The sequence below is a fragment of the Spirosoma fluviale genome (assembly GCF_900230225.1).
Lineage (GTDB): Bacteria > Bacteroidota > Bacteroidia > Cytophagales > Spirosomataceae > Spirosoma > Spirosoma fluviale.
In genome coordinates, this window is record NZ_OCNH01000001.1 from 308,003 (window position 1) to 333,301 (window position 25,299).

Annotated in this window: 24 protein-coding genes; 8 read left to right on the forward strand and 16 right to left on the reverse strand. The window is 49.3% G+C overall.

Annotated features, from left to right (window positions below; genetic code table 11):
- Positions 1–145: 145 nt before the first annotated feature.
- A complete protein-coding gene (locus CRO74_RS01290; RefSeq protein WP_097124201.1) occupies positions 146–481 on the forward strand; it encodes an MGMT family protein in 336 nt (111 codons plus the stop codon).
- Positions 482–605: 124 nt separating this feature from the next.
- Here CRO74_RS01290 and CRO74_RS01295 read toward each other — a convergent pair whose 3' ends face one another.
- The 4 genes from CRO74_RS01295 to pgi all read right to left on the reverse strand — a co-directional run bounded on the left by CRO74_RS01295 (position 606) and on the right by pgi (position 5,134).
- Positions 606–1,172 carry a precorrin-2 dehydrogenase/sirohydrochlorin ferrochelatase family protein gene (locus tag CRO74_RS01295; protein ID WP_097124202.1) on the reverse strand — a complete coding sequence of 189 codons (567 nt, stop codon included), beginning with the start codon at positions 1,170–1,172 and terminating at the stop codon, positions 606–608.
- A 131-nt stretch (positions 1,173–1,303) separates the two neighbouring features.
- Positions 1,304–2,191 carry a hypothetical protein gene (locus CRO74_RS01300; RefSeq protein WP_097124203.1) on the reverse strand — a complete coding sequence of 296 codons (888 nt, stop codon included), beginning with the start codon at positions 2,189–2,191 and terminating at the stop codon, positions 1,304–1,306.
- A 226-nt stretch (positions 2,192–2,417) separates the two neighbouring features.
- The gene (locus CRO74_RS01305; RefSeq protein ID WP_097124204.1) at positions 2,418–3,317 is read right to left on the reverse strand and encodes a porin family protein; all 900 of its coding nucleotides are present in this window, start codon (positions 3,315–3,317) and stop codon (positions 2,418–2,420) included.
- A 158-nt stretch (positions 3,318–3,475) separates the two neighbouring features.
- The gene (gene pgi / locus CRO74_RS01310; RefSeq protein WP_097124205.1) at positions 3,476–5,134 is read right to left on the reverse strand and encodes a glucose-6-phosphate isomerase; all 1,659 of its coding nucleotides are present in this window, start codon (positions 5,132–5,134) and stop codon (positions 3,476–3,478) included.
- Between the two features lie 282 nt (positions 5,135–5,416).
- Between pgi and CRO74_RS01315 the strand changes: the two genes are divergently transcribed.
- Positions 5,417–7,081: an ArnT family glycosyltransferase gene (locus CRO74_RS01315; RefSeq protein ID WP_097124206.1), complete on the forward strand. Its 1,665-nt coding sequence runs from the start codon at positions 5,417–5,419 to the stop codon at positions 7,079–7,081.
- 298 nt (positions 7,082–7,379) lie between these two features.
- Complete coding sequence (locus CRO74_RS01320) at positions 7,380–7,718, forward strand: hypothetical protein (RefSeq protein WP_245877724.1); 339 nt, start codon at positions 7,380–7,382, stop codon at positions 7,716–7,718.
- Positions 7,719–7,749: 31 nt separating this feature from the next.
- Here CRO74_RS01320 and CRO74_RS01325 read toward each other — a convergent pair whose 3' ends face one another.
- Entirely contained in the window at positions 7,750–8,889 is a 1,140-nt protein-coding gene (locus CRO74_RS01325) for an acetamidase/formamidase family protein (RefSeq protein WP_097125969.1), read from the reverse strand.
- 178 nt (positions 8,890–9,067) lie between these two features.
- Between CRO74_RS01325 and CRO74_RS01330 the strand changes: the two genes are divergently transcribed.
- The gene (locus CRO74_RS01330) at positions 9,068–10,519 is read left to right on the forward strand and encodes an MFS transporter (protein ID WP_245877725.1); all 1,452 of its coding nucleotides are present in this window, start codon (positions 9,068–9,070) and stop codon (positions 10,517–10,519) included.
- Between the two features lie 78 nt (positions 10,520–10,597).
- Here CRO74_RS01330 and CRO74_RS01335 read toward each other — a convergent pair whose 3' ends face one another.
- Positions 10,598–10,999: a Dabb family protein gene (locus CRO74_RS01335; RefSeq protein WP_097124208.1), complete on the reverse strand. Its 402-nt coding sequence runs from the start codon at positions 10,997–10,999 to the stop codon at positions 10,598–10,600.
- 262 nt (positions 11,000–11,261) lie between these two features.
- Between CRO74_RS01335 and CRO74_RS01340 the strand changes: the two genes are divergently transcribed.
- Complete coding sequence (locus CRO74_RS01340; RefSeq protein WP_097124209.1) at positions 11,262–12,035, forward strand: M48 family metalloprotease; 774 nt, start codon at positions 11,262–11,264, stop codon at positions 12,033–12,035.
- 110 nt (positions 12,036–12,145) lie between these two features.
- Here the strand turns inward: CRO74_RS01340 and CRO74_RS01345 are convergent, their stop codons facing one another.
- From CRO74_RS01345 to CRO74_RS01365, 5 genes are all read right to left on the reverse strand, one after another.
- Entirely contained in the window at positions 12,146–12,478 is a 333-nt protein-coding gene (locus tag CRO74_RS01345; RefSeq protein ID WP_097124210.1) for a type II toxin-antitoxin system RelE/ParE family toxin, read from the reverse strand.
- Positions 12,468–12,701: a hypothetical protein gene (locus tag CRO74_RS01350; protein WP_097124211.1), complete on the reverse strand. Its 234-nt coding sequence runs from the start codon at positions 12,699–12,701 to the stop codon at positions 12,468–12,470. Before CRO74_RS01350 ends, CRO74_RS01345 begins: the two co-directional genes overlap by 11 nt.
- Before the next feature lie 135 nt (positions 12,702–12,836).
- Positions 12,837–15,458: an ATP-dependent chaperone ClpB gene (gene clpB, locus CRO74_RS01355; RefSeq protein WP_097124212.1), complete on the reverse strand. Its 2,622-nt coding sequence runs from the start codon at positions 15,456–15,458 to the stop codon at positions 12,837–12,839.
- A 616-nt stretch (positions 15,459–16,074) separates the two neighbouring features.
- Entirely contained in the window at positions 16,075–17,025 is a 951-nt protein-coding gene (locus CRO74_RS01360) for a TspO/MBR family protein (RefSeq protein WP_097124213.1), read from the reverse strand.
- A gap of 83 nt (positions 17,026–17,108) precedes the next feature.
- Entirely contained in the window at positions 17,109–18,191 is a 1,083-nt protein-coding gene (locus CRO74_RS01365; protein ID WP_097124214.1) for an SDR family NAD(P)-dependent oxidoreductase, read from the reverse strand.
- Positions 18,192–18,349: 158 nt separating this feature from the next.
- On the opposite strand from CRO74_RS01365, the gene CRO74_RS01370 reads away from it, so the two are divergent.
- Positions 18,350–18,913, forward strand: coding sequence for a DUF4136 domain-containing protein (locus tag CRO74_RS01370; protein WP_097124215.1), 564 nt, complete (start codon positions 18,350–18,352; stop codon positions 18,911–18,913).
- Between the two features lie 61 nt (positions 18,914–18,974).
- Here the strand turns inward: CRO74_RS01370 and CRO74_RS01375 are convergent, their stop codons facing one another.
- The 4 genes from CRO74_RS01375 to pheS all read right to left on the reverse strand — a co-directional run bounded on the left by CRO74_RS01375 (position 18,975) and on the right by pheS (position 23,064).
- A complete protein-coding gene (locus CRO74_RS01375) occupies positions 18,975–20,312 on the reverse strand; it encodes a DUF937 domain-containing protein (protein ID WP_097124216.1) in 1,338 nt (445 codons plus the stop codon).
- Between the two features lie 149 nt (positions 20,313–20,461).
- A complete protein-coding gene (gene xseB, locus CRO74_RS01380; protein WP_097124217.1) occupies positions 20,462–20,650 on the reverse strand; it encodes an exodeoxyribonuclease VII small subunit in 189 nt (62 codons plus the stop codon).
- Between the two features lie 34 nt (positions 20,651–20,684).
- Complete coding sequence (locus CRO74_RS01385; RefSeq protein ID WP_097124218.1) at positions 20,685–21,899, reverse strand: exodeoxyribonuclease VII large subunit; 1,215 nt, start codon at positions 21,897–21,899, stop codon at positions 20,685–20,687.
- A 109-nt stretch (positions 21,900–22,008) separates the two neighbouring features.
- A complete protein-coding gene (pheS, locus tag CRO74_RS01390; RefSeq protein ID WP_097124219.1) occupies positions 22,009–23,064 on the reverse strand; it encodes a phenylalanine--tRNA ligase subunit alpha in 1,056 nt (351 codons plus the stop codon).
- A 355-nt stretch (positions 23,065–23,419) separates the two neighbouring features.
- Between pheS and CRO74_RS01395 the strand changes: the two genes are divergently transcribed.
- Positions 23,420–23,851: a LytR/AlgR family response regulator transcription factor gene (locus tag CRO74_RS01395; RefSeq protein ID WP_097124220.1), complete on the forward strand. Its 432-nt coding sequence runs from the start codon at positions 23,420–23,422 to the stop codon at positions 23,849–23,851.
- A gap of 251 nt (positions 23,852–24,102) precedes the next feature.
- Entirely contained in the window at positions 24,103–24,522 is a 420-nt protein-coding gene (locus CRO74_RS01400) for a LytR/AlgR family response regulator transcription factor (protein WP_097124221.1), read from the forward strand.
- A 98-nt stretch (positions 24,523–24,620) separates the two neighbouring features.
- On the opposite strand, the gene CRO74_RS01405 is transcribed toward CRO74_RS01400, so the two are convergent.
- The gene (locus CRO74_RS01405; RefSeq protein WP_097124222.1) at positions 24,621–25,295 is read right to left on the reverse strand and encodes an outer membrane beta-barrel protein; all 675 of its coding nucleotides are present in this window, start codon (positions 25,293–25,295) and stop codon (positions 24,621–24,623) included.
- Between the last annotated feature and the right edge of the window lie 4 nt (positions 25,296–25,299).

Consider the following 25,299-nt stretch of genomic DNA (forward strand, 5'->3'; position numbering starts at 1 on the left):
ACTCACTTCTTCTGCTTCTGATGCCCCGTTTAATAGACTTGTCTGCACCGGCATGTTACTCGGGCAAACGAAATCTCCAGCCTCTATGCAGCCATTATTCCTACTATTATAGCCGTTTTGTACGCTCAAGAGCGACTTATAAGATATGCCGGAACAGCGCGATTATTTTGAGGAAGTTTATGAGGTTGTACGACTTGTGCCAAAAGGCCGCGTAACAACCTATGGTACCATAGCCCGTTACCTGAGTTTGCGGGCGGGTGCCCGCATGGTGGGCTGGGCCATGAATGGCTGCCACAACCGCCCCGATGTTCCCGCGCACCGGGTTGTCAACCGCATTGGGGTGTTATCGGGAAAGCATTTCTTTGGTGGGCCAACCATTATGCAGCAATTGCTGGAAGATGAAGGCGTACACGTTGAAGATGATCGGGTAGTTGATTTTAAGAAGCTTCTTTGGGACCCCGCTGTAGAGCTGGATCTGTAGCTCCTACGTTGTGCAGACAGTTAAGTATGATGGACAGAGGCCACCGGATACAGCGATTTTGTACCCATGGCTTCAGCCCGTGTAGTACTTACAAGCAAACACGGGCTGAAGCCCATGGGTACGTTTATTTCAACACCTTCGTAATCTCGTTTAGTTTCTCCATTTTCTGCACGAAATCACCCTTGAGTTGATTCCGGATAGCAGTCAGGTTATCGAGCGTTTCCTGCAAACTGTCGGGCAGGATCTCTTCCAGCACTTCCCGGAATCGTTTGGCAAAGGTGGGCGATTTGCCATTGGTGGATATAGCGATTTTTAAATCCCCTTTTTTAACAACTGAGCTGAGGTAGAAATCGCACAGATCGGGCGTGTCGGCAACGTTGACCAGAATCCGATGAGTTTTACAATCGGTCTGTACCAGCCGGTTAACGGCTTTATCGTTCGTGCCAACTATAACGAGGTCTTTATCCGATAAATACAGACTATGATACGGCTCCTGGATAAGTTCCAGTTTAGGAAAGCGGGTTGTCATTTCCCGAATTTCCTCCCGAATTTCAGGAGCCAACAGCGTAACGCGGGCTTCAGGCGAATTACCAAGCAGGGCTGTGAGTTTTTCCAGACCAACGTAGCCCCCGCCCACAATCAAGATGTGCAGATTCTCAGCTTTAACGAAAATGGGGAAGAGGGTATTCATGGGAAAAGTGGCAGGTTATCAAACAATAAGTGGTAAGCGATCAGCTAGTAGGTTGCCCATTGACAAACTTACCACTTGTTCACTTACCACTTACTACTTATTCAAATACTACTTGGCAACCTAGTGCTTAATTAAAACTTAAAGCCAAGGTTTACGCCCAAAATCCGGCGTTTACTGTTACCGCTGGTCAACACATCGGCAAAACCATAGTGGTATACAAAATCAAGCATGATTGGACCCGCATCGAAACCCAGATTGGCCAGCCCGTTAACCGTTGCTGCCTGGAAATCGGCGTTGCCTAAGTTAAAGTCATTTTTGTCGGTACTGAGTGGCGTTGCGTATTCTGCACCCACTGCCAGCCGAATACCCGATACACCCCGGTCTGACTGCGCCAGTTTTACACCGATGTAAGCCGGAATATGAAGGTAACGCTGATCGATGTTGCCCGTAATGTCACTAACGCCGGTTACCTGACCATCACCTGCCTGAAAGAATTGCGAGCTGGAAGCCAGATATTCGGCCCCTACTTGTCCGTAAACCCGGCCACCGCCCCGCACAAGGAAGCCAAGCTGATACCCTAGTCGGCCAGTCAGGCCTTCACCATTTACGGTTTCGCCTTCAAAACGGGTTGAGTTAGCACCGCCATAAACACCAAACGTGAAGTGTTTGTAGTTTTCGCGACGTTCCTGACGCTCACTAACGACCTGATTCCGCATTCCGTCTTCGAACCCCTCGTCGTAGGCTTTGCTTAAGTCACGCTCGTCGTACATCTCACGACGGCTGTCACCGCGCCGGTCTTCATAACGGTTATTGTATTTTGGCTCTTCCTGCTCACGACGGTTGTATTCGCGCCGTTCGTCGAGCCGGTCTTCCAGACGTCGGTCGTCCCGGCGTTCATCCCGACGGGATGGCCGGTCATATTGGTCGTAGCGGTCGTTGTACGAGTTTTGCTGGCCAAACACCAGACTAGTGCTGCACATACCTGCCGCAAGCAGGATCGATTTCGTTAACGTTTTCATAACTTGTCAAGTTGAGTATTTAGGGATACAACCGTACACAATCGGTAATGTTTGTAAAAATGAGGAAGCATTTTTAGTATTAATTTCAATAAATTACTGATAATCAGTAATTTATTTTGAGAGAATAGGGACATTCTCCGAATTTATTTATCGTTGCTTTTCAGTCTTAAGCAAGTAAAAGCCGCCTTCGTTGGAAGGCGGCTTTTACTTGCCAAAGGCAGTGCGATTAGAACTTGAAACCTACACTAGCGCTCAGGATACGACGTGCCGAACCGGCAAAACCTGTCGATACCGAAGAATTGTTGGTTGGGTTTTTGATCGAATCACTCAAACCATAGTGGTAGGTCAGGTCAATAAGCAGGGGACCAATGTCGAAGCCAAGCTGGCCCAGCGCATTGAATGTACCACTCTTGATTTCTGAGTTTGTCAGGTTAAAGTCACCACTGTTCGAATTGATTCGGTTGGCATATTCAAGACCTGCCTGCAGGCGAATTGCCGAAATGCCACGATCCGATTCAAGCAATTTATAACCGATATAAACCGGGATCTGAACGTACTGAATGTTGATCTGGTCCTGAATCTGCGATGGGGTAGCACCATCACCACGGGTGAAGTAGTTCGAGCTGGAAGCAAAATACTCACCACCTATCTGACCGAACAAACGGCCACCACCCCGTACAAAGAAACCAGCCTGATAACCTATGCGCCCCGAAATGTCACCACCGGTTGTTTCACCTTTCAGCTTGGTAGAGTTAAGACCAGCGTAAATACCGAACACAAAGTTTTTATAGTCTTTAGTTGCCTTTACACGGTCCGGGCTATCCGTTGTGCTGTAGGTCGACGTGGTCGTGGTTGTACCATCGGTCGATGGAGCACTGTTGGTAGAATACGTACTGTTAGGCGTCGTAGCACTGTTGTTCATTGACCCATTGGTCGTAGTCGGGCTGTTGTTGCTCATCGAATTCGAATTGTTGTTCATCGAATTCGTGCTGTCTGTCGTCACCGGTGAGGTGTACGTTGGGTTCGCGGTTGTACTGGTTGTCGAGTACGTGTTGGTTGTAGTTTGGGCATTTGCAATGCCGATACCACATAGGCAAACTGCCAGAATGGAGAATTGACGTTTCATGACTTTTGTTTGATACGTTGAGTTAGACAAAAAAAGGGCGTAATAAAGATTACACCCCATTAACAGACGGTTATCAGACAATGTTTAGAACTATTCCAATTCCTCAAAAAATTTAATATCTCCGATACACCCCGAAATCACTTTAATTAGTGATAACGTTACTCAGCCCGCATTGCTTTAAATGCGTTCATCAATCCGTTTGTCGAACTGTCGTGTGTACTGACCGGGGCATCGTCCTGAAGTTCGGGCAGAATGCGGCTCGCCAGTTGTTTACCCAGTTCGACACCCCACTGATCGAAGCTAAAAATGTCCCATATAACGCCCTGAACGAAGATTTTGTGTTCGTACATGGCAATCAGACTACCCAACGTTCGGGGCGTCAGTTTCTTGAATAAAATGGAATTTGTGGGCCGGTTTCCCGAAAACATTTTGAATGGTGTCAGGAACTTTACTTCCTCATCGCTCTTGCCCCCTTTGCGCAATTCATCGGCGGCTTCGGCCTCGGTTTTGCCATTCATCAGTGCTTCGGTTTGGGCAAAATAATTGGCCATTAAAATTTTGTGATGTTCGCCAATAGGGCGCTGGCTGATGGCCGGAGCCAGAAAATCGCACGGAATGAGCTTCGTTCCCTGATGAATAAGCTGGTAAAACGCGTGTTGTCCGTTGGTGCCGGGCTCTCCCCAGATAATCGGCCCGGTCTGGTAATCGACCGGATTGCCGTCGCGATCCACCGATTTGCCGTTACTTTCCATATCGCCTTGCTGGAAATAAGCCGCGAATCGGTGCATGTACTGATCGTAGGGCAGGATGGCTTCGGTTTGCGCGCCGAAAAAGTTGTTGTACCAAATGCCCACTAATGCCAGAATAACGGGCAGGTTCTGGTCGAGCGGGGTATCCTGGAGGTGCTTATCCATGGCGTGGGCACCTTCCAGCAATTCTTCAAACTTGTCGTAACCAATGTATAGGGCAATGGATAGCCCAATGGCCGACCACAGCGAATAACGACCGCCAACCCAGTCCCAGAACCCGAACATGTTGTCGGGGTTGATGCCGAATTTCTCTACATCTTTCCTGTTTGTGGAAAGGGCCGCAAAATGTTTGGCAATGGCCGCTTCGTCTTTGGCTGTATCCAGAAACCACTGCCGGGCCGTTTGGGCGTTGGTCATGGTTTCCTGGGTGGTAAAGGTTTTGGAAGCAATTAGAAACAGCGTGGTTTCGGGCCGGACCGTTTGCAGAGTTTCGTAGATATGGACCCCGTCTACGTTCGAAACGAAATGAACACGCAGCTTTTTGTCATCGCCGTAGGGCTTCAGGGCTTCGGTTACCATAACCGGGCCCAGGTCCGAACCGCCGATGCCGATGTTCACGACGTCTGTAATGGCTTCGCCGGTATAGCCTTTCCACTCGCCGGACCGGATTTGCTCCGTAAACGATTTCATGTGCGCCAATACCTCATTCACATCGGGCATAACGTCCTTTCCATCCACCAGAATGGGGGTGTTAGACTGGTTTCTTAAGGCAATATGCAACACGGCTCGGTCTTCGGTCCGGTTAATTTTGTCGCCCGAGACCATCTTGCCGATTGCATCGGTCAGGCCAGCCTGTTCGGCCAGTTGCAGCAGCAGGCCAAGGGTCTCGGTGGTGATTCGGTTCTTGGAAAAATCGAGCAGAATATCTTCAAACTGGCGGGTAAACGTGGCGAACCGATTCGGATCTTCCGCGAACAGATCGCGGAGGTGACGGTCTTTCAGTTGCTCATAATGCGCCTGGAGTTGAGTATAGGCTGGTAAGTCGGTAAATCGATGGTTGGCGAGCATACGTTTCAGGGTTGCGATAATTGGATTCAGCTTTTAGTTTTCAGTATCGTGCTGTTAGTTTCTCAAAACGGACCACTGACAAACTTAACAGACCTAAAGGAAATCAGGCAAACGCTAGCCTTAGTCCACTGAAAGCCGAAAATCGAATACTGTAAACTAAGAACTGTTGGCTGTTTAATTTGTTGGCGCGAATATCGACAATCCCGGCAATCTTTTTTCCTCTATTTTTACGCTTCTTTTCCTACGAGTAAGATTAGTTTACGCATATTATTACGTGGCTTGATGAATCAAAAACTCTTTTATTCGTTAGTACTGGTCGTTATAGGGACCTTGCTGTTTATCCCGTTTCTGGGGGGCGTCCGCCTATTCGACTGGGACGAAATAAATTTTGCTGAATGCGCCCGCGAAATGATCGCCCTTGGCGATTATCTGCATGTTCACATAGATTTCAAGCCGTTTTACGAAAAGCCACCGCTGTTTTTCTGGCTTCAATCGGCCATGATGAACCTCTTTGGCGTCAGTGAGTTCTCTGCCCGCCTGCCGAACGCTATTTGTGGGATCATTACGCTGGTTTATCTCTACAACCTAGGTCAGAAACTGCACGGTCATCGCTTTGGCTTGTTATGGGCGCTGGCTTATCTGGGCTCTGTAACGCCCCATCTTTATTTTCGGTCCGGCATCATCGACCCGTTCTTCAATCTGTTTATCTTCATTGGATTGGTTAACCTGATTTTTGCTTCCTGGAAGCGCGAACGGCTGGGTGGAGCCATGACCGTACCTAAAGCAGAGTGGACGTACATTGTGCTGGGTGGCTTTGTGCTGGGGTTGGGCATACTTACAAAAGGCCCCGTTGCCTACCTCATTGTTTGCCTGGTGCTGCTGGTGTACTGGATGCTAAGCCGCTTTCGGTGGTTTATTTCGCCCCTGCAATTTTTGGCCTTTTCAATAGCGGCTTCGTTCGTGTCACTGATGTGGTACGGACTCGATATTTACCTGCACGGACCGGCATTGGTGCAACAATTCCTGGCCTATAATTTTCGGTTGTTCAGTACGCCCGATGCGGGCCATGTGGGTTTTCCGGCCTATCACACCATCGTTCTGTTAGTTGGCTGCTTTCCGGCCTCTATTTTTGGTATTCGGGCGTTTGGCTCGCTGTTCATCGAGCGGAACTACCAGCGTGAATTTCGAAGATGGATGCTGATCCTGTTCTGGGTGGTGCTGGTTCTATTCAGCATTGTCCAGTCTAAAATTGTCCATTACTCGTCACTCTGCTACTTCCCGCTGACCTACTTTGCCGCTCTGACGCTGTCGCAACTGGAGGAACGCAAAATTCGGTTCAACAACTGGATGCGGGCGGGCCTAATTATCGTGGGGGGTATTTATGTGGTAGCTATCGTGGGATTACCCATTCTGGCGCACCACATGGATGTTGTGAAAGCCTATGCCGACCAGGACGCTTTTACCCAGGGAAACCTCAACGCAAACGTTAACTGGACCGGCTGGGAAGTACTACCGGGAATATGGCTGTTTGTTGTCCTGATTCTGGCCTTCATGCTGTTCAACCAGCGCGAACCCGGACGTGCCGCCGTAACGCTTTTCGGTGGAATGGCGGTTTTTATAACATTAACCCTCTGGTTTTTCATTGGCCGTATCGAAGGTATTTCGCAGGATGCGGCCATGCGCTTCTTTGAGCGGGCACAAGGGCAGGATGTGTACGTAAGAACGTATGGTTATCATAGCTACGGCCCCTATTTCTATACACAGAAACCACCCGTTACCAACAAAAACTATTATAATGATGAGTGGCTGCTACGGGGCCAAATCGACAAAGATGTGCTGTTCATCCGCAAAGCGAGTGAAGAGCCAACCCTGCTCGATTCTCTGCCTGATGTAAAGAAGACCGGCGAAGAAAATGGGTTTGTCTTTTACCAGCGAAAGGCGAAATGATTTTCTCGCGGGATTATAAGAAAGCTTTTTTTGTATTCTTACTCGAAGCGAAAGGAGTAGTTGTAATGCCGACCGTCCCGGTCGGATGTGAATGTACCTGACTAGTTCGGCCATGCCCGACCGGGACGGTTGGCACTACATTTTTCCTGTAAATGAGAACATTTAAAACCGTTGACACCGCCAGTCAGTTATAGAAGGCATGGCTACCTCAACGACTTTCACGCATCGACCAACAGCGACTAAGACTGGATTTTGGTCTATACCGACACAAATTTTCCTTGTTCTGTTCATTTTCGGGATGGTTGCCTGTAACCGTACCGGCCAGTCGGATATGGGTTCAAAAAAACGACTGAAGGTGTCAGTAGGGGAGATAAAGGAAGTCTCATTGCCTAATCGCGGAGATGCTGGGTCGGAGCTGATCGGCACATCCGATAATCAGGAAGTGGTGGAGGTTTCCCGGCGTCAACTGGCTCCCGCTGTCGATACGCTTACCCGGGCAAATACCGGCCCAACGGTTTTTCAGATCAAGGGCGTCACCGTAGGAACCGCAAACGTTACCTTCACCACCCGCGCCATGACCGCATCCGGAAACGGTCAACCGGTTCGGACGTATGTGGTGCAGGTGACGGCGAAGTAAGCCCCACCCGGTAACGGGAGGGGGATATTACTTAGGCCCAGAACGTAAATTTCTTCTTCGTAAAGATTGCCTTCGGAATCATGGCATGAACGCCCAGCGTCTGATCGACCACCTGACTGACCTCAAAGTCGACGGCAGTACTGGCAATGGAAAGGGCTTCGTTGAACGTAAAACCCAACTCGTCGCGAATGAAGGCGCAGGCTTCGGATAAGGCGTTTTTCATTGCTTTGTTCAGGTCTTTGTCAAGGCCAACGGCAATGAAATGCGTGGGCGTTTCGGCGCGCGGCTGTTTCGAGGCTTTGCCTTTGTGAACAATAAACTTGACGGTCAGGTTGATGGCTGTTTCAATGGCTACACCGCTTACTTCGCCGTTGCCCTGTGCGCCATGGCCATCGCCGGTGGTGAATAATCCGCCCGGTACAGATACCGGCAGAAACAGAGTTGTGCCTTTGGTTAAGTGTTTAATATCCAGATTGCCGCCAAAAAAGTTGGGTGGAATCGAACTCTGACGCGGCATATCAGCCGGGGGCGATAGGGCCATAACGCCCATGAAAGGTTTCAGCGGAATCTCGACGCCTTCTTTGAGCGTGGCCATTTTTCGTTTTGCATCGTACCGATACACGAAGGTCTCACGGGTTTTTACCTCATCTGGAATACCACCCCCGCCCGGCCATACGCTGTTGACCCCGAAGCCAGCCGGGAAGGTTAAGTCGAGAATTCGAATTTCCAGCGTGTCGCCGGGTTGGGCACCATCAATGTAAACGGGGCCGGTGAGCATATGGCCCCGAATGCCCGATGGTTCGGGCTTTACGTTTTTCAGAATGGCGATCACCTCCTGCGCGTGCTGATCGATGGGGAGGTTGTTTTTGGTATAAAACTCTTCCGGGTTGGTACGGCTAACCCCCGACGGGTTGACGGTCTGAATTTCAACCACATCGCCGTCTTTTACTTTGTAAACTGGTGGCACATCGGCTCCAAAATAGCCCCAGACCATATTTTCGGGTAAAGAACGAACGACATGATCGGGCTTTATAACGGCTGTCGTTTTTTTTGTAGGGTCTGTTAGGGGCGATAAGTGGTCGATTGATGTGGTGGTCAGGCCACCGGTGGAGAGGAGGGCTAAGCTATTGCGGCTTGTCTTTCGTAAAAAACTTCGTCGGGATGTTTTCATCAGTCGGTCCGCCGAAGCGGTTATATAATAATGATTAGCTTGGAGAATGAACGTAGTAAGATAAGCAATCAAAAACCATTTGATAAGCGAATGGCCATTTTTGCGTTACCTATGCCAATCCTGTCCTAAACAACCGGCTCATTCAGCCAGTTAGGTTTCCGAATTAACCCATTTCTCTGTGTCAGCACCACCCGTTTCTACGAACACTGCATCCTTACCCAACAAGTGGATTATTTTGGGTACGGTCATGTTCGGTACGTTTATGTCTACGCTCGACAGTAGCATTGTCAACATTGCACTGCCCACGATCCGGCGTGAGCTTAACGCTGGTGACAGCATCGAGTGGATCGTTCTGTGTTACCTGCTGACCACAACCAGTACCCTGCTCATCATGGGTAAACTTTCTGACTGGGTAGGCCGCCGACAACTGTACATCACTGGTTTTTCTGTGTTTGTACTGGGTTCGCTACTTTGCGGACTGGCCTGGAATTTATGGTCACTGGTGGCATTTCGGGTCGTTCAGGGCTTAGGAGCTTCCATGATTTACGCCATCGGCCCTGCCATTATCAGCGATGCATTTTCTTCCAAGGAGCGTGGTCAGGCTATGGGGCTCATGGGCTCGGTCGTGGCGGCTGGTTCCAGCGCCGGTCCCGTTATTGGTGGGCTGTTACTGGGTAAATTTGGCTGGTCGAGTATCTTCTTTGTGAACGTACCCATCGGTTTGCTGGCCATCTGGCGAGCCTGGACCATTCTGCCCGAAAGTCCAAAAGTGACTAATCAGCGTTTTGACCTGGTTGGGGCTGGGTTATTTCTGGTGGGTGTAACTACCTTGCTAACGGCTATTGAGTTTGGGCCGGAGCCTCGTTATGGATGGGATAATCCGCTGGTTATTGGTCTGCTTTCGGTTGGGTCTGTGCTGCTGGTAGCTTTTCTCTTCTGGGAAATGCGGGTTAGCGATCCTATGCTGCAGCTAAGTCTGTTTCGGGTGCGACCGTTTACAATGGCTATTCTGGCCGCCTTTTGCGGCTTTCTGGCCTCGGGAGGCAACCTGTTTGTGATTCCGTTCTTTCTGCAACAACTCCTCAAGTTAAATCCGGCGCAGGCCGGACTCATTCTGCTGGCGGGTCCGCTTACTTTAAGCGTTATAGCTCCTTTAGGCGGGTATTTGTCCAGCCGGGTCAGTACGCGCTGGTTGTCCAGTTTTGGGTTGTTGGTTACGGCCAGCGGCTATTTTGCCTTTTCGTTTCTGGATACCAGCTGGACCTGGCAGGATGTCGTATGGCGAAGTTCGATGGTAAGTCTGGGTTTTGGTCTGTTTCAATCGCCCAACAGCAGCAGTGCCCTCAATGCCGCCCCTTTGGATCAGCGGGGTATTGCCAGTAGCATGATTGCTTTTATGCGTAACCTGGGTTTTGTGGTCGGTATAGCCCTCGCTGCTGCCGTTTGGTACAGCACCCGAAACCGATTCGCACTGGCTAATGGTGTACATCCCGAAGAAACAAACGCCCAGCTATTGGGCATGCATTACGCTTACCTGGTCATGGCCGGGCTGGTGCTGACAGGCGCGATTATCTCGTTCTCAAGGGGAAGTAATAGTATTAGGAGTGAGGAGTTAGGAGCGAGGAGTTAGGAGGCTGACGCATATTTTTTGCCGCCGGACGGCTCCTCGCTCCTCACTCCTCACTCCTCACTCCTAATACTAACTTTTCTATCGCTTCGGGCCTACAGAATCATAGATGACGACCTTCTCCCAGAGCGACGCGTAGTTGTTCCGGAAGTCGTCGTGGATGGGGTGTTTCTGATACGCTTCTTCATCGGCGGCACTATCGAAAAAGCACAGCCACGAGTAGGCATATGAACGCTCGATAACGCTGCGGGTTGTACCGGCTGGGGTGCCGATGTGTACCATCTTTATGGTTGGGCACTTGGCCAGTTTGTTCAGGCCTTCCAGCAATTTGGCCTTATCGGCCTCGTCGCCTGCATTTTTCAGGTAGAAGAAAACGTGGTGAACAAACATCTCTTTCGGGGCTGTTTCTACCGTTGGTAAGCTCGCCGTTAGTCCGGCAGCAACGGTATTTTTGACAAAATTTCGGCGTGATTGCTCTTTCATTGGGTTGTTTGACGGTTGGTAGTTTGAAGAAGACGTCCCTTCAATCAGCAAAAATGCCAACGAAATTCTCCTCCGGCAAATTCTGGCAGAAATCTGCTTTTATGGCACTTTCCTAGCCCCTAACTTCGGTTTGTAAGCGTTGGTAGACCAGCTGATTTATGACCCGTTAAGTATTCCGACTAAACTTTTTGATCAAAAAAAAGTCAATAGAATGCATTCGATAGCAGAGAAACCAGCTACGAATAGCTAAACCATTCAACGTATGAAATACATAACCAGTCTATTTTTTGTGCTGGCTCTGGCTTCGGGAGTGAGCCGGGCGCAGTCAGATTCGAGTCCCAGCGTAATGCAGGCACTTATGCAGGCCGCTACGTCGGCTACCTTGTCAGATGCCCAGGTAGTCGAGTTGTCGAGGGCATCCATTAAAGAAATGGATGCCAAGAATCCGGTAGCTGCCGCTAATGACCCCTATGCCGTCCGACTTAATAAAATCGTCAGTCGGCACCAGACTATCGGCGGCTTGCCCATCAATTACAAAGTATATAAAGTGGCTGATGTTAACGCCTTTGCTACCGCTGATGGAAGCGTACGGGTGTTTAAAGGGCTGATGGACATCATGACCGATGATGAGTTGCTGGCCATTATGGGGCACGAAATCGGTCACGTAGTCAACCGCGATTCGCGCGATGCCATGAAAAGCTCCTTGAACCGGTCGGCTATCCGAAATCTGTTTGGGTCAACTTCGGGAGCCATTGGAAAGCTGTCGCGCTCGCAACTGGGTACGGCTGCCGATTATCTGCTGGGTGCGAAATTCAGTCGTAATCAGGAGACCGAAGCGGATGATTATAGCTATGATTTTCTGAAAAAGAACGGCTACAACGTGATGGCGCTGGCTACCTCGTTCGAGAAACTTGCCAAACAGAGCGGTGGCGGGCAGGGTGGCAAAGTGGCTGCTATAGTATCTACTCACCCCGATAGTGCGAGCCGCGCCCAACGCGTACGGGACCGCGCTAAGCGGGATGGGTTGGCGCGGTAGGAAAATATGAAAACAAGAAGCCTGGCTACTATTCAGTAGCCGGGCTTCTTGTTTGTATCAATCTCAAACTTGCCGTTATGGCTCAACTCCATCAGCACCACGGAATCTCTTTAATCATCTTTCAGCAGTTGTAATAAATCGTCCAGTTCACCCTCAGATAGTGTATTCCGTTCGGCTTTGTCATAGATAAAAGATAGGATAATCGTCTCATCTATTATCTTGACATACGTGATGACGCGTGCTACGCCTGATTTGCCAGTGCGTTTTGAGGTAATTTCAAGCCTTACTTTGTATAAATTGTTGCCCAGTGATTTACCCAGTGTGGGATTGTTCGTCAACTCTTGGCTTAAACGTATTAAATCGGCTTTAATAGACGAGTACTTTTTAGCTAGCCGTTTCAACTGTTTATCAAAAACGGATAACGTCAGGATTTCATAACTCATTGAGCAGATCGGCTAAAGGCCGCGCTTGTTTAGTCCCTTGTTCAACGGCTTTTAGTTCCTGAATAGCTTCTTTCAACTCAGTAATCAGTTGCTCTTTCGTTGGCTCACCGATTTCATACTGTTCCAGATCAGCATACTGCTTCTTAAGCTCTTTCCAATCGGGCATTGGAATAAAAATACCAGTTGGATTTCCCTTGCTATCGTGAATGACTTGCAAATTCATGGCTTCGTGTATTTATTCAAATATAAAAAGGAATGACGAGGCTGCCAATTAAGAGTGTTGATCACGGAAATATACAGATATAACAAGAAAGCCCGGCCACTTCGCAGGAGCCGGGCTTTCTTATCTGGAAATCACTTACAATTCAATCTCAGCATCCAGATTGGTGAAGGCAATTTCGCCGTCGTGGGTCAACTCCATGAGCACCACTGAGTCTTTCTTGACCTCGCCCGAAAGAATACTCTTCGAGAGTTCGTTAAGGATTCGGCGTTGCAGTACCCGTTTCAGCGGACGGGCACCAAACTGCGGGTCGAACCCTTCTTCGCCGAGTTTGGTTAGCGCTTCGTCCGTCGCGTCGAGCTGGATGCCGTTTTCAGCTAACCGCTGCTTGATCTGGCGGAACTGAATATCAACGATCTTGCGAATGTTGGCTTTGGTCAGCGGCTCGAACATCACAATTTCGTCAATCCGGTTCAGGAACTCGGGGCGGATGGTTTGTTTTAGCAATTCCATCACCGCCGACTTCGCTTCTTCCAGCACCAGCGTGTGGTTCCAGCCTTCGTCTTCGGCAAACTTCTCCTGAATTAGGTGACTGCCAATGTTGGAGGTCATGATGATGATCGTGTTCTTGAAGTTCGCCACACGGCCTTTGTTGTCCGTCAGACGCCCTTCGTCGAGCACTTGCAGCAAGATGTTCCAAACATCGGGGTGTGCTTTCTCAATTTCGTCCAGTAACACTACTGAGTACGGTTTCCGACGGACAGCTTCGGTCAATTGACCGCCTTCGTCGTAACCTACATAGCCCGGAGGAGCACCAATCAGCCGACTAACAGCGTGGCGTTCCTGGTATTCCGACATGTCGATCCGCACCAGCGCGTTCTCGTCGTTGAACAGGTATTCGGCCAGCGTCCGGGCTACTTCGGTCTTACCGACGCCGGTTGTGCCGAGGAAGATAAACGAACCGATTGGTCGTTTGGGGTCCTGCATGCCGGCCCGGCTTCGACGAACGGCATCGGCCACAACTTCAATGGCTTCAGCTTGTCCGGCTACGCGTTTGCCCAGTTCTTTTTCCAGATTGAGCAGTTTCTCGCGATCGCTTTGCAGCATTTTCGAGACAGGAATGCCCGTCCATTTGGCCACTACTTCGGCAATGTCCTCGGCGGTAACCTCTTCCTGCATCATCCTGTCGGACGAATCCTTGTCATTCCCTTCTTTCGAGAGCGCGTTCAGTTTGTTCTCGATTTCGGGGATACGACCGTAACGGATTTCAGCTACTTTACCATAATCACCGGTTCGTTCGGCTTGTTCGGCTTCGAAGCGTAACTGATCGAGTTGCTCTTTAAGCGTTCGCCCTTCGTTGACCGATGCCTTTTCGGTTTCCCAGCGGGCTTTGAGGTCGTTCCGTTGTTCGCTCAGGTCTTCGATCTGCTTGTTGAGGACGGTTTCTTTTTCCTTGTCGTTTTCACGACGGATGGCTTCTCGCTCAATCTCAAGCTGCATGATGCGCCGGTTCAGCTCGTCGAGCTCTTCGGGAACCGAGTCCATTTCCAGACGAAGTTTGGCAGCTGCCTCATCCATAAGGTCGATGGCTTTATCCGGCAGAAAGCGGTCGGTGATGTAGCGCGTCGAAAGTTCAACGGCCGCGATTACCGCATCGTCTTTAATCCGAACGCCGTGGTGGAGTTCGTACTTGTCCTTGATACCGCGAAGAATCGAAATGGCATCGGGCATGTCGGGTTCATCAACGACAACGGCCTGGAAACGGCGTTCAAGGGCTTTATCTTTCTCGATGTATTTCTGGTATTCCTTCAGCGTGGTGGCACCAATGGTGTGTAACTCACCGCGCGACAGGGCCGGTTTCAGCAGGTTAGCCGCATCCATAGCACCTTCGCCACCGGCTCCGGCACCAACAAGCGTATGGATTTCGTCGATAAAGAGAATGATCTCACCGTCCGAATCCGTCACTTCTTTAATAACGGCTTTCAAACGTTCCTCGAACTCACCTTTATACTTGGCACCCGCAATGAGCAGACCCATGTCGAGCGAGACGATGGTTTTAGATTTCAGGTTTTCCGGAACGTCGCCCGATACAATACGCTGGGCGAGTCCTTCTACGATAGCAGTTTTACCGACGCCCGGCTCACCAAGCAGGATCGGATTGTTTTTGGTACGGCGACTCAGGATTTGCAGTACCCGCCGGATCTCTTCATCGCGGCCAATCACCGGGTCAATTTTACCCGTGCGGGCGCGTTCGTTCAGGTTAACGCTGAACCGTTCCAGGGATTGATATTTAGCTTCTGCGTTCTGGTCTTTCACCGAATTTCCTTTTCTAAGTTCCTTTATGGCCGCTTTCGTTTGTTTCTCGTTGAAACCGGCATCTTTTAACAAGGTCGCAATTTGATCTTTACCGCCCATAAGTCCCAGCAACATCAGCTCGACGCTCACAAATTCGTCGCCGAACTCTTTGGTGTAACTGGTGGCTTTGGCAAAAGCAGCGGCTGTATCGTTGCTCAGGTAGACACCATTGGTACCGCCCGATACTTTGGGGTAGGTAGTTAAAATGGCCTGTAGAGCAGCAGTGGTATTCTGTAGATTAACATCGGTCTTTTTGGCGATAAAACCGACAACATTCTCATCTTCCGACAGAATAGCCTGAAGCAGGTGCCCCGTTTCAATAGCTTGCTGGCCGTTGCCGAGGGCAATCTCCGATGCCTTCTGCACGACCTCCTGGGCTTTTATGGTGTAATTTTTAAAGTCCATGACGGTAGTTAGGTTGTTCGCTGTTGCGATTGGGTTATTGACTGTATGACTACCTAGTAACAAATCATGTACCGGGCTGGTTTTCGGGACAATTTGGCTGGAAAAACGCGATTTTTAGTCAGGAATGCGCCATTTTGGCGTTTTTCTATCGAACAGGTCTATAAAACCGGAAATAACGGCGGAGAGCCTTAGTAAGTCGTTAATAGTAGGTGCGGCTGTACAAATCCAGCGGTTTAATTGCCCTTCTTGAGGTAGGATGATAAGGTCAAATTTCCCAATTAATAGAAGAACATGACCTGCAACAGAGTCACGTAGTGGCGTCCTGTCAATAGAAACGATGCATTAGGGCTACGTTTTCAAAGCCCCGTTAGGGGCGACCTACTCTATGGCATACTTTTGCCTAGGTCGCCCCTGACGGGGCTGGGGAGAGAATAAAGGTTTTTTCGTCTATTAACAGGCCACCCCTAACGGGGTTATCCAAAAAAATAGTCATCCAGGACTTTCGCTTAGGCCCGCGCCACGGTTACCCCAGACTCACAATATAACCGTGGCACGGGTCAAAGCAAAAGTCCTATCATCAAAAAAACCGCCCTGTTTTCGCAAGGCGGCTTTACAGTTAATCGAGCCCTTCGGCTTCTATAGGCTTCATCCGTTCCCGGGCAATTTCTGCCTGATGAGGCTCCCAGGTTTCGACGGGTCCCGAAATTACTTCGGCTTCTACATCGTCAACAACCCGTTGGCCATAGTCATGGAATTTCCCTTTGGGGAGCCAATACGCCAGTAGTCCAACGTAGGCAGCGGCCAGCATGGCTGCCGTCCAGCCGACAATGGGCTCTTTCGTCCACTGACGGGTTGCTATACCGCCAAAGCCCGCAACGAAGGGTACCATATACCAGGGGTCATTCAGTCGATTCGCAATGAGGTAACCGGCTCCAGCGGTGGCGCTCAGAATCCCCGCCGAAACGGGTTCATCACGCTCCTCGTCGGGCTCCCAGGCATTCAGCGTCAGGATGGTATTTGGCGTACCAACAACCGTTGCTGCAGTGAGCCAGCCTGCGTATAAACTGACCGGGATACGAAGATATTTCTCTGGACCAGACACCTCGGTTTTGCCAATTTCAAGGCTTTGGTGAAGGCCTAAAGCCGCTGGTAGATTAAACTTCGTTGTCAGATCGGAAATGACAATGCTTTGGGGATCATTCTGGGAGAAGTACCGGCCGAAAATAGCATTAAGCGTCCAGCTGGCCAGCCACCAGGGCAATGCCTTCTTATAACGCGGGTTGTTTTCCTGCGAAGGCAAGGCCTGATGAACCATCAATGCCGCCAGACCTGAATAGATAGTTGACCAAACCACGCCAAACGCCCAGCCAGCAGGCACGATCATATTTTTCTCAAATACGTTCTCGTACTCTATGGGCACGTCATATTCATATTCAGACCCACTTTGGTCGGCCTCATGACGCGCCTTGCTCTGCTGCCGCGACCGGCTGCTGGATGTTGTTGTGTAAATGATGGTGCCCACGGCGAACACGGCTGCGGCAATTCGCCAAAGTGATGAGTTTTTCATGATATGTTGAGTCTGAAATAAGGAGACCCAATAAGCCCGGACAGGTGCTTATTGGGTCAATAAAATTAGACATCCGGTTTACTTTAGGCGGTTGCTTCTTCCAGCATTTCCTCTTCCTTATGCGCAAATTTTTCTGCTTTACCTTTCGTGGTCTGGTAGGCATCTACAACGCTATGGGCTACTTTGTCGAACACCGACGACAGGGTGTTGGACAGCGCATCACCTGCCGATTTTGCTTTGTATTTATACCGTACCTTGTCGTACGGGCTGGCGTTTTTGTAGCCAATTGTCAACGCGATACCTGCAATGACGGCAATCCCGAAGCCGATTCCCCACGCAAGCGAAATGGTTGGTTCTTTTTCTTCCGGTTCCGGTTTTTGCGACATCTTATCGCGCATCAGAGCCGCCAACGCTTCCTGCGGAGCTACATACGCCATTACTTCGTACGATTTGTTTTTCAGACCGCCGGGTACAACCTTAGGTTTACCCGCCATGAGGGCGTCGTAGCCCGCTTTTGCAACCATGACGGGGTCTTGTAACTCGTCGGTTATTTTCGTGTTCTCGGCATTTGCCTTATTAAAGAAATCGGTATCGGTTGCGTTGGGTAGCAGGGCCGTGATGCTTACGTTCGTGTCTTTCAGCTCATTAACCAGCGACTGTGTGAAGTTGTAGACATACGCTTTCGTACCGGCATAGACAGCCATCAACGGCGAAGGGGTAATCGACAAAAGCGAGGCCAGATTCAGAATTTTACCTTCATTACGAGCCAGCATATCGTACAGAAACAGCTTGGTCATCTGCGTCAGCGACAGCACGTTGAGGTGAATCATCGACTTTTCCCGCTCCCAGTCGGTATCCGTTGCGAACAGGCCATATAGACCAACCCCCGCATCATTAACTAGTACATTAACCGTAATCCCTTTTGCTTTTACCTGGTTGTACACATCCTGAGCGGCATCCTCCTGCGAAAGGTCTTTCGTAATGACAGTGACCTGATCGGTACCGTAGTTGCTTTTGAAGACTTCGCCCAGTCGGTCGAGTTTTTCGTCGCTGCGGCCTACTAAAACCAGGTTATAGCCATCCTGTGCGAAAAGTTTGGCGAGTTCCTGACCAATGCCGCTGGAGGCACCGGTAATCAGGGCAGTCTTTCCTGTTTCTGAGTTCATAATCTAGTGTTGGTTAGTGAGTACACACTTCCCCTAAGGAACTGCAACCAGCGAAAGTTGTTTTGACCATCTCCTGTTTACCCACAAGCCGTAGTCAAATTTTTGGGCACAAAAAGGGGTTGCCCAACGTTCTACTTACACGTACAGATCATGATGTTATGAAAACGATACAAGGGTTTATTTTGCTGTTAATGATGGGCGTAACCGCCTGTTCGCCCTACCGCATTGTGCGAAATGAACGCGACAATGCGGCCCCCTGGACTACCTACCGAACCTTTTCGTTTGTGGATACCAGCCGGGTTGATCCCGCGCCGGGAACGATTGAGTACCGTTCAGCGATGGAGCAGGTCAAACGAGCCGTAACGACCGAGTTGACGAAGCGGGGGTATCGGCCAGTGGGCGACAATCGTGCTGCCGGGCAACCGGATCTGCTGGTAAATATTGGCGCGGTGGTGAATGAGAAAACACAAACCCGCCAGACAACTATTTATGAAGCTCCCCGGTATATTGGCCAGTATCGCTATCACTGGCAGAGTCAGGATGTGCCGGTTGGTACGTACCGGGAAGGTACGCTTAGCATACATATTGTTGATGCCCGAAAAGAGAATCTTATCTGGGATGCTGCGGTATTGAGTGTGCTGGGTAAAAAGGGCGTCACTTCCGCTCAGATCGACGAAGCGGTTGGTAAGGTATTTACCAAGTTTCCGGTAGAAAACTCCTAACAAGATGGCGGCCCACTCAGTGGGCCGCCATCTTGTTAACCGGCTTTTGTTAAAGTGGCTGTTACTTGACAACAACTCGCATCACGATCTTGCGCATACTTGGTTTAGGAATACGCGATGTATCAGTTCGCATAACACCTGTTCCGCGCCCAATAGCGTCAACGCGCTGGAAGTTAATGCCCGATGTAATCAACTGCTGCTTGATCAAATTTACCCGTTTAAACGACAGCCCTTTGTTAGTTACGCCACCCTGTGCATCATTAGCGTAACCAACCAGTTGAATCTGTAGTTGGGGATATGTTTTTAATAAGGTCGATAATTCGTTGATGGATGTCTGCGACGTGGCTGTCATAGACAGTGAACCCGGTTGAAAGGCTATACCCGGCAACGCAAAGACCCTTCCTTTGGGTAACGTTGGATTAGTAAGATAAGGCGTCATTTCTCGGGTCAGGTTCCCGGCGGCCGCTGTTGCCGATACCGCTGTTGCCGGGGTTCCGGGGGCCGCCGTTGCCGACTTTGGGGTTGTTGCGGCTGCCTGCTCTTTAGGTACCGCCAGCGACCGGGTTACGGTATCGGCCTGAATCGTATCGCTGGTAACGGTATTAAGATCGGCTGTTTCGTCCTGTCCATCCGAGTATTTCTGGGTGTTTTGGTAGAGGTAATACCCTCCAAAAGCCAATGCCAGGGCGATTAGTATGCCAACCCCCCATTTTGTCAGCGTTCCATTATCACCATCCGAATCGTCTGTAACGTCATAAGTTATTGCCGGACGGACAGGCGCTGCCGTAGCAACAGGCTTACTGGTTACTTCGGCCGGTGTGCGCCGGGCGGGTCCGGCTGCACCAGCAACTATCTGATGAAGACCTACTTTATCGACCAGTTGGGGCATAAAGGACTCTGGCACGATGTTGACAAATGACTCCCGTTCCGTGAAAAGGGTAGCTGCCAGCCCATCGGCATCTAATTTCTGCTCTTTTACCTGTTTACCAAGAACCTGAAGAACAATGGTTGTTGTTAAACCCAGCAGCGAAATGGCCGACGAGTTACGGATGTTGGCATACCCTGAAATCATGCTGCCTATCGAACTCTTCATGGCAGGCAGTAGATGACTGATCACATCGTTACCCTGCGTAATGAGCATGTTCATATGAGCGGGGTCACGAAGAACAGTTGCCAGGTTATCAAGAGAAGCCCCGTCGTAACGGCCTTTTTGAATATGGTTAAATAGCTGATTGACGCCAATTTCACTGGTTGTGCGTTTCATTAACCCCCCCACAATCGTGTACACAAGGCCATCAATGGCTTTGCTTGTTTTTTCGATAGGCTCATCGATATAGATCGCTATACGAGACAAAACCTCCGAGTTTAAAACATTAGTCAGATTAGCAAATAAATTCATAGGACAACGACTCAATCAGGCAAATAACAGTGCTTGTCAAGAAACACACAGCCAAAACAACACCAAGCACCTTGGGAATTTACCCTCGGGCTAAAATTAGGCAAGGTTTAGCAAAGGTTTCATATCAGGGGATTAATTAATTCCTTATTTCAACGCTTTGGTAACTTTTCTATAACGTCCTGATACTCCGTTTCAATAGCGCGCAGCCGTTCCTGACAAAAGATAATCAATTCACTTGCCAATCGAATCTTTCCGGGTAGCTCATCCAGCGGAACCTGTTCATTTTCAATCTCATCAACCAGCGTGGCAAGCTGATCATACGCATCCTGATAAGTCATAGTTGGTTAATGGTTGTCAGTCGGTAGTGACGATTTATGAATCACTAACGACAATATTTATACTTCCGTCGTACATCTGTACCTGAAGTAATTCATTAGGTTGAATATCGGCGGTCTGGGTCAGTATTCGACCATTACGAAGTAACAGCGCATACCCACGACGCAGTACATTTGACGGGTCGAGGTGGCGCAGGGTAACCGCTTTCTCGGTAAGGTTTGTGTGACAGGCTCGAAAATAGGTTTGGGTAACAAACCGTAGTCGCTCCGTTTCCCGGTCAAGATCCTCGCGGGCCGTTTGAAAGGCCTCGCGGGTAACAATGCCCAATCGCTCCCGCAGTAGCAGACAGCTTTCTTCAAATTGCCGGTTATGTTCAATTAGAAAAGCAGCTGCCTTTGTGGGTGTTTTCACGCTTTGGTGGCAAAGTAAGTCCGTAATGCTGACGTTACGTTCGTGACCGATTCCTGCCAGAACAGGAATTGGGAAACCAGCTACGGTATGCCCCATTAAAAAAGTGTCGAATGAGCCAAAATCCAGTTGCGACCCCCCGCCCCGTACAATAACAACGGCATCGTACGACAACTCGCTGGTTCTGATTCGCTCCAGCTGGCTGCAAATAGCGCGTTCGGCTCCCTGGCCCTGTACCTGGGTTAGGTATTCATCGACTTCAAAGTCGTAACCGAACGGATTTTGCGCCAGCTCATGGCGAAAGTCGCGCCAGCCATCCGAATTGGGGGCTGTAATCAACGCCAGTCGCTGCATAACCAACGGACGGGGGAGGAGTTGATTCGCTGTAATGTACTGCCCGGCTTCGAGCCAGACCAACTCCGGGTGTTTTTGAACGAGCGTATCGAGTACCTGCTGCCGTTCGCGCTCCAGATTGCCAAGAGTAAACGACGGGTCAATTTTGAGAATTTCGAGTCGTAACCCGTACACCGGGCTGAAACTTACGGATACCAGCAGTAATAGTTGAATATTACGAGCGAAGGCCACGCCCGTTGCCCGCTCAAAATCGCCGATTGTGTGGTAGTTCTTTCGCCAGATGCAGGCATCGAGCTTAGCCAGCGTATCCCGACCCGAAGTACCGCCCGTGGTAGCCCGTTCAACCAGGGTCAGAAAGCAGTAACCCCGGTCTGGGTAGTTTTTAATATCACTGGTTTCGGCCACTACCCACACGGCTTTCTGGCCGAAGGCTTCGTCAATGACGGCTTCGAGGGTAAAGGCTAAATCAGAAAGGCGGATGGGAGACATAATCAATGAGTGAATGATAGAATGCCTGAATGAGTGAATGATCAGGCTGTTGTGAAAAGACTGGAATAGTTATTCACTCATTCACTCATTCAGGTATTCTATCATTGATTTAAAGTCCTTCAAATTGACGCAGGAAACGCACGTCGTTTTCGGTGTAAAGGCGCAGGTCATTCACAACGTATTTCAACTGCGTGATGCGTTCGATACCCATACCAAACGCAAAGCCTGTGTATTCCTCGGGGTCGATACCACAGTTGGCAATAACCTGTGGGTCAACCATGCCCGAACCGGCAATTTCAACCCAGCCCGAATGTTTGCAAATGTTACAGCCTTTGCCGCCACAGATCTGACACGAAATGTCAATTTCGGCGCTTGGCTCCGTGAATGGAAAGTAAGAGGGGCGGAACCGGATTTGTGTACCGGGCTCAAACATCTCCTTCACGAAATGATACAGCGTATCCTTGAGGTCTTTGAACCCAACATTCCGGTCAATGTAAATACCTTCAACCTGATGGAACATGCAGTGTGCCCGCGCCGAAATGGTTTCATTTCGATAGACGCGCCCCGGCATAATTGACCGGATAGGCTGGAATGTTGCCGCCTGTTTCTGTCGCTCCATCAACCGAATCTGCACGTTTGAGGTGTGCGTACGAAGGAGCATGTCGGACGGAGCACCATCGGCGGCTTTTTCAACAAAAAATGTGTCCTGCATATCACGGGCGGGGTGATTGTCCGGGAAGTTCAGGGCACCAAAATTATACCAGTCTGATTCGATCTCCGGGCCGTCGGCAACATTAAAGCCAATACGCTCAAAAATCTGGATAATCCGTTGCCGAACCAGACTCAAGGGGTGCTGGGTACCCGTTAAGTTAGGGAGGGTAGGCAGGGTAAGGTCAATTGGTGGAGCACTGCTAGCGGCTGTGCGTTGCTCTTCAACCAGTTGGTTGAATTGGTCGAAGCGTTCCTGAGCAAAATTTTTCAGTCCATTCAACTCCTGCCCAACCGCACGGCGGTCGGCCTGAGGAACACTCTTCAGGCCCTCAAATAATTCTGTTATAACGCCTTTACGGCTGATAAACCGCATGCGAAACTGTTCCAGATGTTCCGGCGACTTAATATCGAATTGTTCAATTTCCTGGTGGATGTCTCTTACTTTATCCAGCATATACTACGTGTTTCACTACTTGTTAAGACAAAGGTACATAAAACTGTGGAGAGGATTCGAAGCCATGACCACGGGTTGGGGCTTTCCTTACGCAGTCAGGTAAGGCATAATTGAACAATTCTGCTAACTGGTTACTCTATGTTTCTTTATTGTCTGGTCAAAAACTATTGATCCATAACTAACATAAGCTAGAATCCTATGCCTATAAACGTATTTTCAGAACTAGGTCTGATTCTTGCGAATATATTAAGTACAAAAGGGCGTTTAAAGAGTTGTTTTCAGATATGAAAATGCCCATTAACTCCCTGATTATCAGTTGGAAATTATCACTAAACAATCATCTCATAAAACGCTTATGAACGCATTCGCTAACGACTCTCTTTTTGATAATATGTCTAGGCCTTTCCACAAAAGTGTGGAAAAAATTGCCGATTCTACTTGTTTGCAAAAGCTTCTCATTCCGTTTTATGATCGCAAACGGACCGTTTCTGTAGATGAAATTGTCCGTCTGGAAGGTTGTGGTAATTACACCAACTTCTTTTTGAAAGACGGCACAAAAATGTTGGTTTCCCGTACACTTAAAGAATACGAAACACTTCTTGATGGACAGGCATTTGTTCGTGTACATAAATCATGCATTGTCAACCTCGTTTTCGTGCGCAAATTTTTCATTAAAAAAGAAGGTGAGCTTGAATTGACAGATGGTCAGCAAGTGAAAATTTCACGCCGACGCGCGCAAGTGTTCATGGATCGTATTCGTGATTTCCAACCTGTAGTGGTTAGCTAATAAAGACTACTTATTTTTCCACCAAAATGTGGGAAATATACAGTCCGCTCAACCACGTAGTTTTACGCATTGAGTTGGGTACATTCACCCGAAGAAAAGAGGAATATAAACTCTAACGGCCTGATTAGTAATTGGTTGAATAAATTTTCAGCCCTTACTCATCAGGCCGTCCCTTTTCGAAAAAGCGGCTATGAGGTAGTTTTGTTTCACCGGTCAGCAACCAGGACTCTGAACATAAACTATTCTCTGCTATGGACTCCACAATTTTCTCCTCGACTCAGCCACTTGCCGTTGTTCCTCAGTTTCCAACGTCTTATCAGCGGGGCTCGCAACGTATTGCACTGCCCTATTTAAACCGCACCATTTTCATCTCGGTTGATGACATACTGTGTCTTCAGGGCGAGGGAAATTATACGTTCCTGCACACTCGTGATCGTAAACGATACCTGGTATCCAAGACCCTGAAAGAGTTTGAGAAAACGCTGGACGGCTCGATATTTCTGCGTATTCATAAATCATATATCGTTAACCTGGCGTACGTTCAGCGCACTATCTTCAACCGCGAACGCCAGGTACGAATGGCCGATGGTCGTGAGGTTGCCATCTCACGTCGGCGAATGAAAGATATTTCACAACGCCTTGCCCAGTATTGGCTCCGGTTGTTGAATTAAGTTAATCAGTCAGAAAGTCAAAACAGTCAGAAAGTGGCTGGCGCGAAAGCAAAATCTCGCACCAGCCACTTTCTGACTGTTTTGACTTTCTGACTGTTTCAGAATAATTTATACGCCAGCGTAATCTGCCATGACTTCAGGCGCTGGCTGAATTTGCCCTGGTTATCTTCAATCTGGGCAATGTCTGAGAGGTTGCCCTCGTAACGTACATCAATCCCAAGCGAACCAAGGTCGAGTCCACCGCCTACCTGATACCCATAATAGGCTTTAGACCAGGCATCGTTTAGGCTGCCACTGGTATATTGAGTCAACGCCTGCCCCAACTTCTGATTGTCATCGATTCGGAAGGAGATGACCGGACCCGCCACCACTCGGATTGGCCCACCCTTGATCCCCAGCAGCAGGGGAACATCAAAACTCGTAGTCTTCACGATAACGGTTTCTGTTTGCCCATTTCGAATCACCCCAAACTGGCCCGAACGCGTCGAGTAAAGTAACTCAGGCTGAATGAACAGGTTTTTGCCAAAGCGTGTATAAATGCCGAACGAAGTACCCGTTTTGCTATCAAAACTATCGCTCAGGTTGTTTCGAAAGGTTTGTCCGTCAATATTCACTGTTGGCGCACCTGTTCCACTAGTTCCGGTTCTGATGAAATCCCCAAAACTAAGTTTGGATAAATTGACACCACCCTTAATACCAATCTGAAAACCGCCCTGCGCAAACGACAGGGCCGGTAAAAAAACGAGTGAAGCGAAAAGCAGGATTTTTTTCATGCGT

Bases quoted from the DNA above. Each gene is read 5' to 3' on its own strand.
- CRO74_RS01290 (WP_097124201.1), top strand. From the start codon at position 146: ATGCCGGAACAGCGCGATTATTTTGAGGAAGTTTATGAGGTTGTACGA.
- CRO74_RS01295 (WP_097124202.1), bottom strand. From the start codon at position 1,172: ATGAATACCCTCTTCCCCATTTTCGTTAAAGCTGAGAATCTGCACATC.
- CRO74_RS01300 (WP_097124203.1), bottom strand. From the start codon at position 2,191: ATGAAAACGTTAACGAAATCGATCCTGCTTGCGGCAGGTATGTGCAGC.
- CRO74_RS01305 (WP_097124204.1), bottom strand. From the start codon at position 3,317: ATGAAACGTCAATTCTCCATTCTGGCAGTTTGCCTATGTGGTATCGGC.
- pgi (WP_097124205.1), bottom strand. From the start codon at position 5,134: ATGCTCGCCAACCATCGATTTACCGACTTACCAGCCTATACTCAACTC.
- CRO74_RS01315 (WP_097124206.1), top strand. From the start codon at position 5,417: ATGAATCAAAAACTCTTTTATTCGTTAGTACTGGTCGTTATAGGGACC.
- CRO74_RS01320 (WP_245877724.1), top strand. From the start codon at position 7,380: ATGGTTGCCTGTAACCGTACCGGCCAGTCGGATATGGGTTCAAAAAAA.
- CRO74_RS01325 (WP_097125969.1), bottom strand. From the start codon at position 8,889: ATGAAAACATCCCGACGAAGTTTTTTACGAAAGACAAGCCGCAATAGC.
- CRO74_RS01335 (WP_097124208.1), bottom strand. From the start codon at position 10,999: ATGAAAGAGCAATCACGCCGAAATTTTGTCAAAAATACCGTTGCTGCC.
- CRO74_RS01340 (WP_097124209.1), top strand. From the start codon at position 11,262: ATGAAATACATAACCAGTCTATTTTTTGTGCTGGCTCTGGCTTCGGGA.
- CRO74_RS01345 (WP_097124210.1), bottom strand. From the start codon at position 12,478: ATGAGTTATGAAATCCTGACGTTATCCGTTTTTGATAAACAGTTGAAA.
- CRO74_RS01350 (WP_097124211.1), bottom strand. From the start codon at position 12,701: ATGAATTTGCAAGTCATTCACGATAGCAAGGGAAATCCAACTGGTATT.
- clpB (WP_097124212.1), bottom strand. From the start codon at position 15,458: ATGGACTTTAAAAATTACACCATAAAAGCCCAGGAGGTCGTGCAGAAG.
- CRO74_RS01360 (WP_097124213.1), bottom strand. From the start codon at position 17,025: ATGAAAAACTCATCACTTTGGCGAATTGCCGCAGCCGTGTTCGCCGTG.
- CRO74_RS01365 (WP_097124214.1), bottom strand. From the start codon at position 18,191: ATGAACTCAGAAACAGGAAAGACTGCCCTGATTACCGGTGCCTCCAGC.
- CRO74_RS01370 (WP_097124215.1), top strand. From the start codon at position 18,350: ATGAAAACGATACAAGGGTTTATTTTGCTGTTAATGATGGGCGTAACC.
- CRO74_RS01375 (WP_097124216.1), bottom strand. From the start codon at position 20,312: ATGAATTTATTTGCTAATCTGACTAATGTTTTAAACTCGGAGGTTTTG.
- xseB (WP_097124217.1), bottom strand. From the start codon at position 20,650: ATGACTTATCAGGATGCGTATGATCAGCTTGCCACGCTGGTTGATGAG.
- CRO74_RS01385 (WP_097124218.1), bottom strand. From the start codon at position 21,899: ATGTCTCCCATCCGCCTTTCTGATTTAGCCTTTACCCTCGAAGCCGTC.
- pheS (WP_097124219.1), bottom strand. From the start codon at position 23,064: ATGCTGGATAAAGTAAGAGACATCCACCAGGAAATTGAACAATTCGAT.
- CRO74_RS01395 (WP_097124220.1), top strand. From the start codon at position 23,420: ATGAACGCATTCGCTAACGACTCTCTTTTTGATAATATGTCTAGGCCT.
- CRO74_RS01400 (WP_097124221.1), top strand. From the start codon at position 24,103: ATGGACTCCACAATTTTCTCCTCGACTCAGCCACTTGCCGTTGTTCCT.
- CRO74_RS01405 (WP_097124222.1), bottom strand. From the start codon at position 25,295: ATGAAAAAAATCCTGCTTTTCGCTTCACTCGTTTTTTTACCGGCCCTG.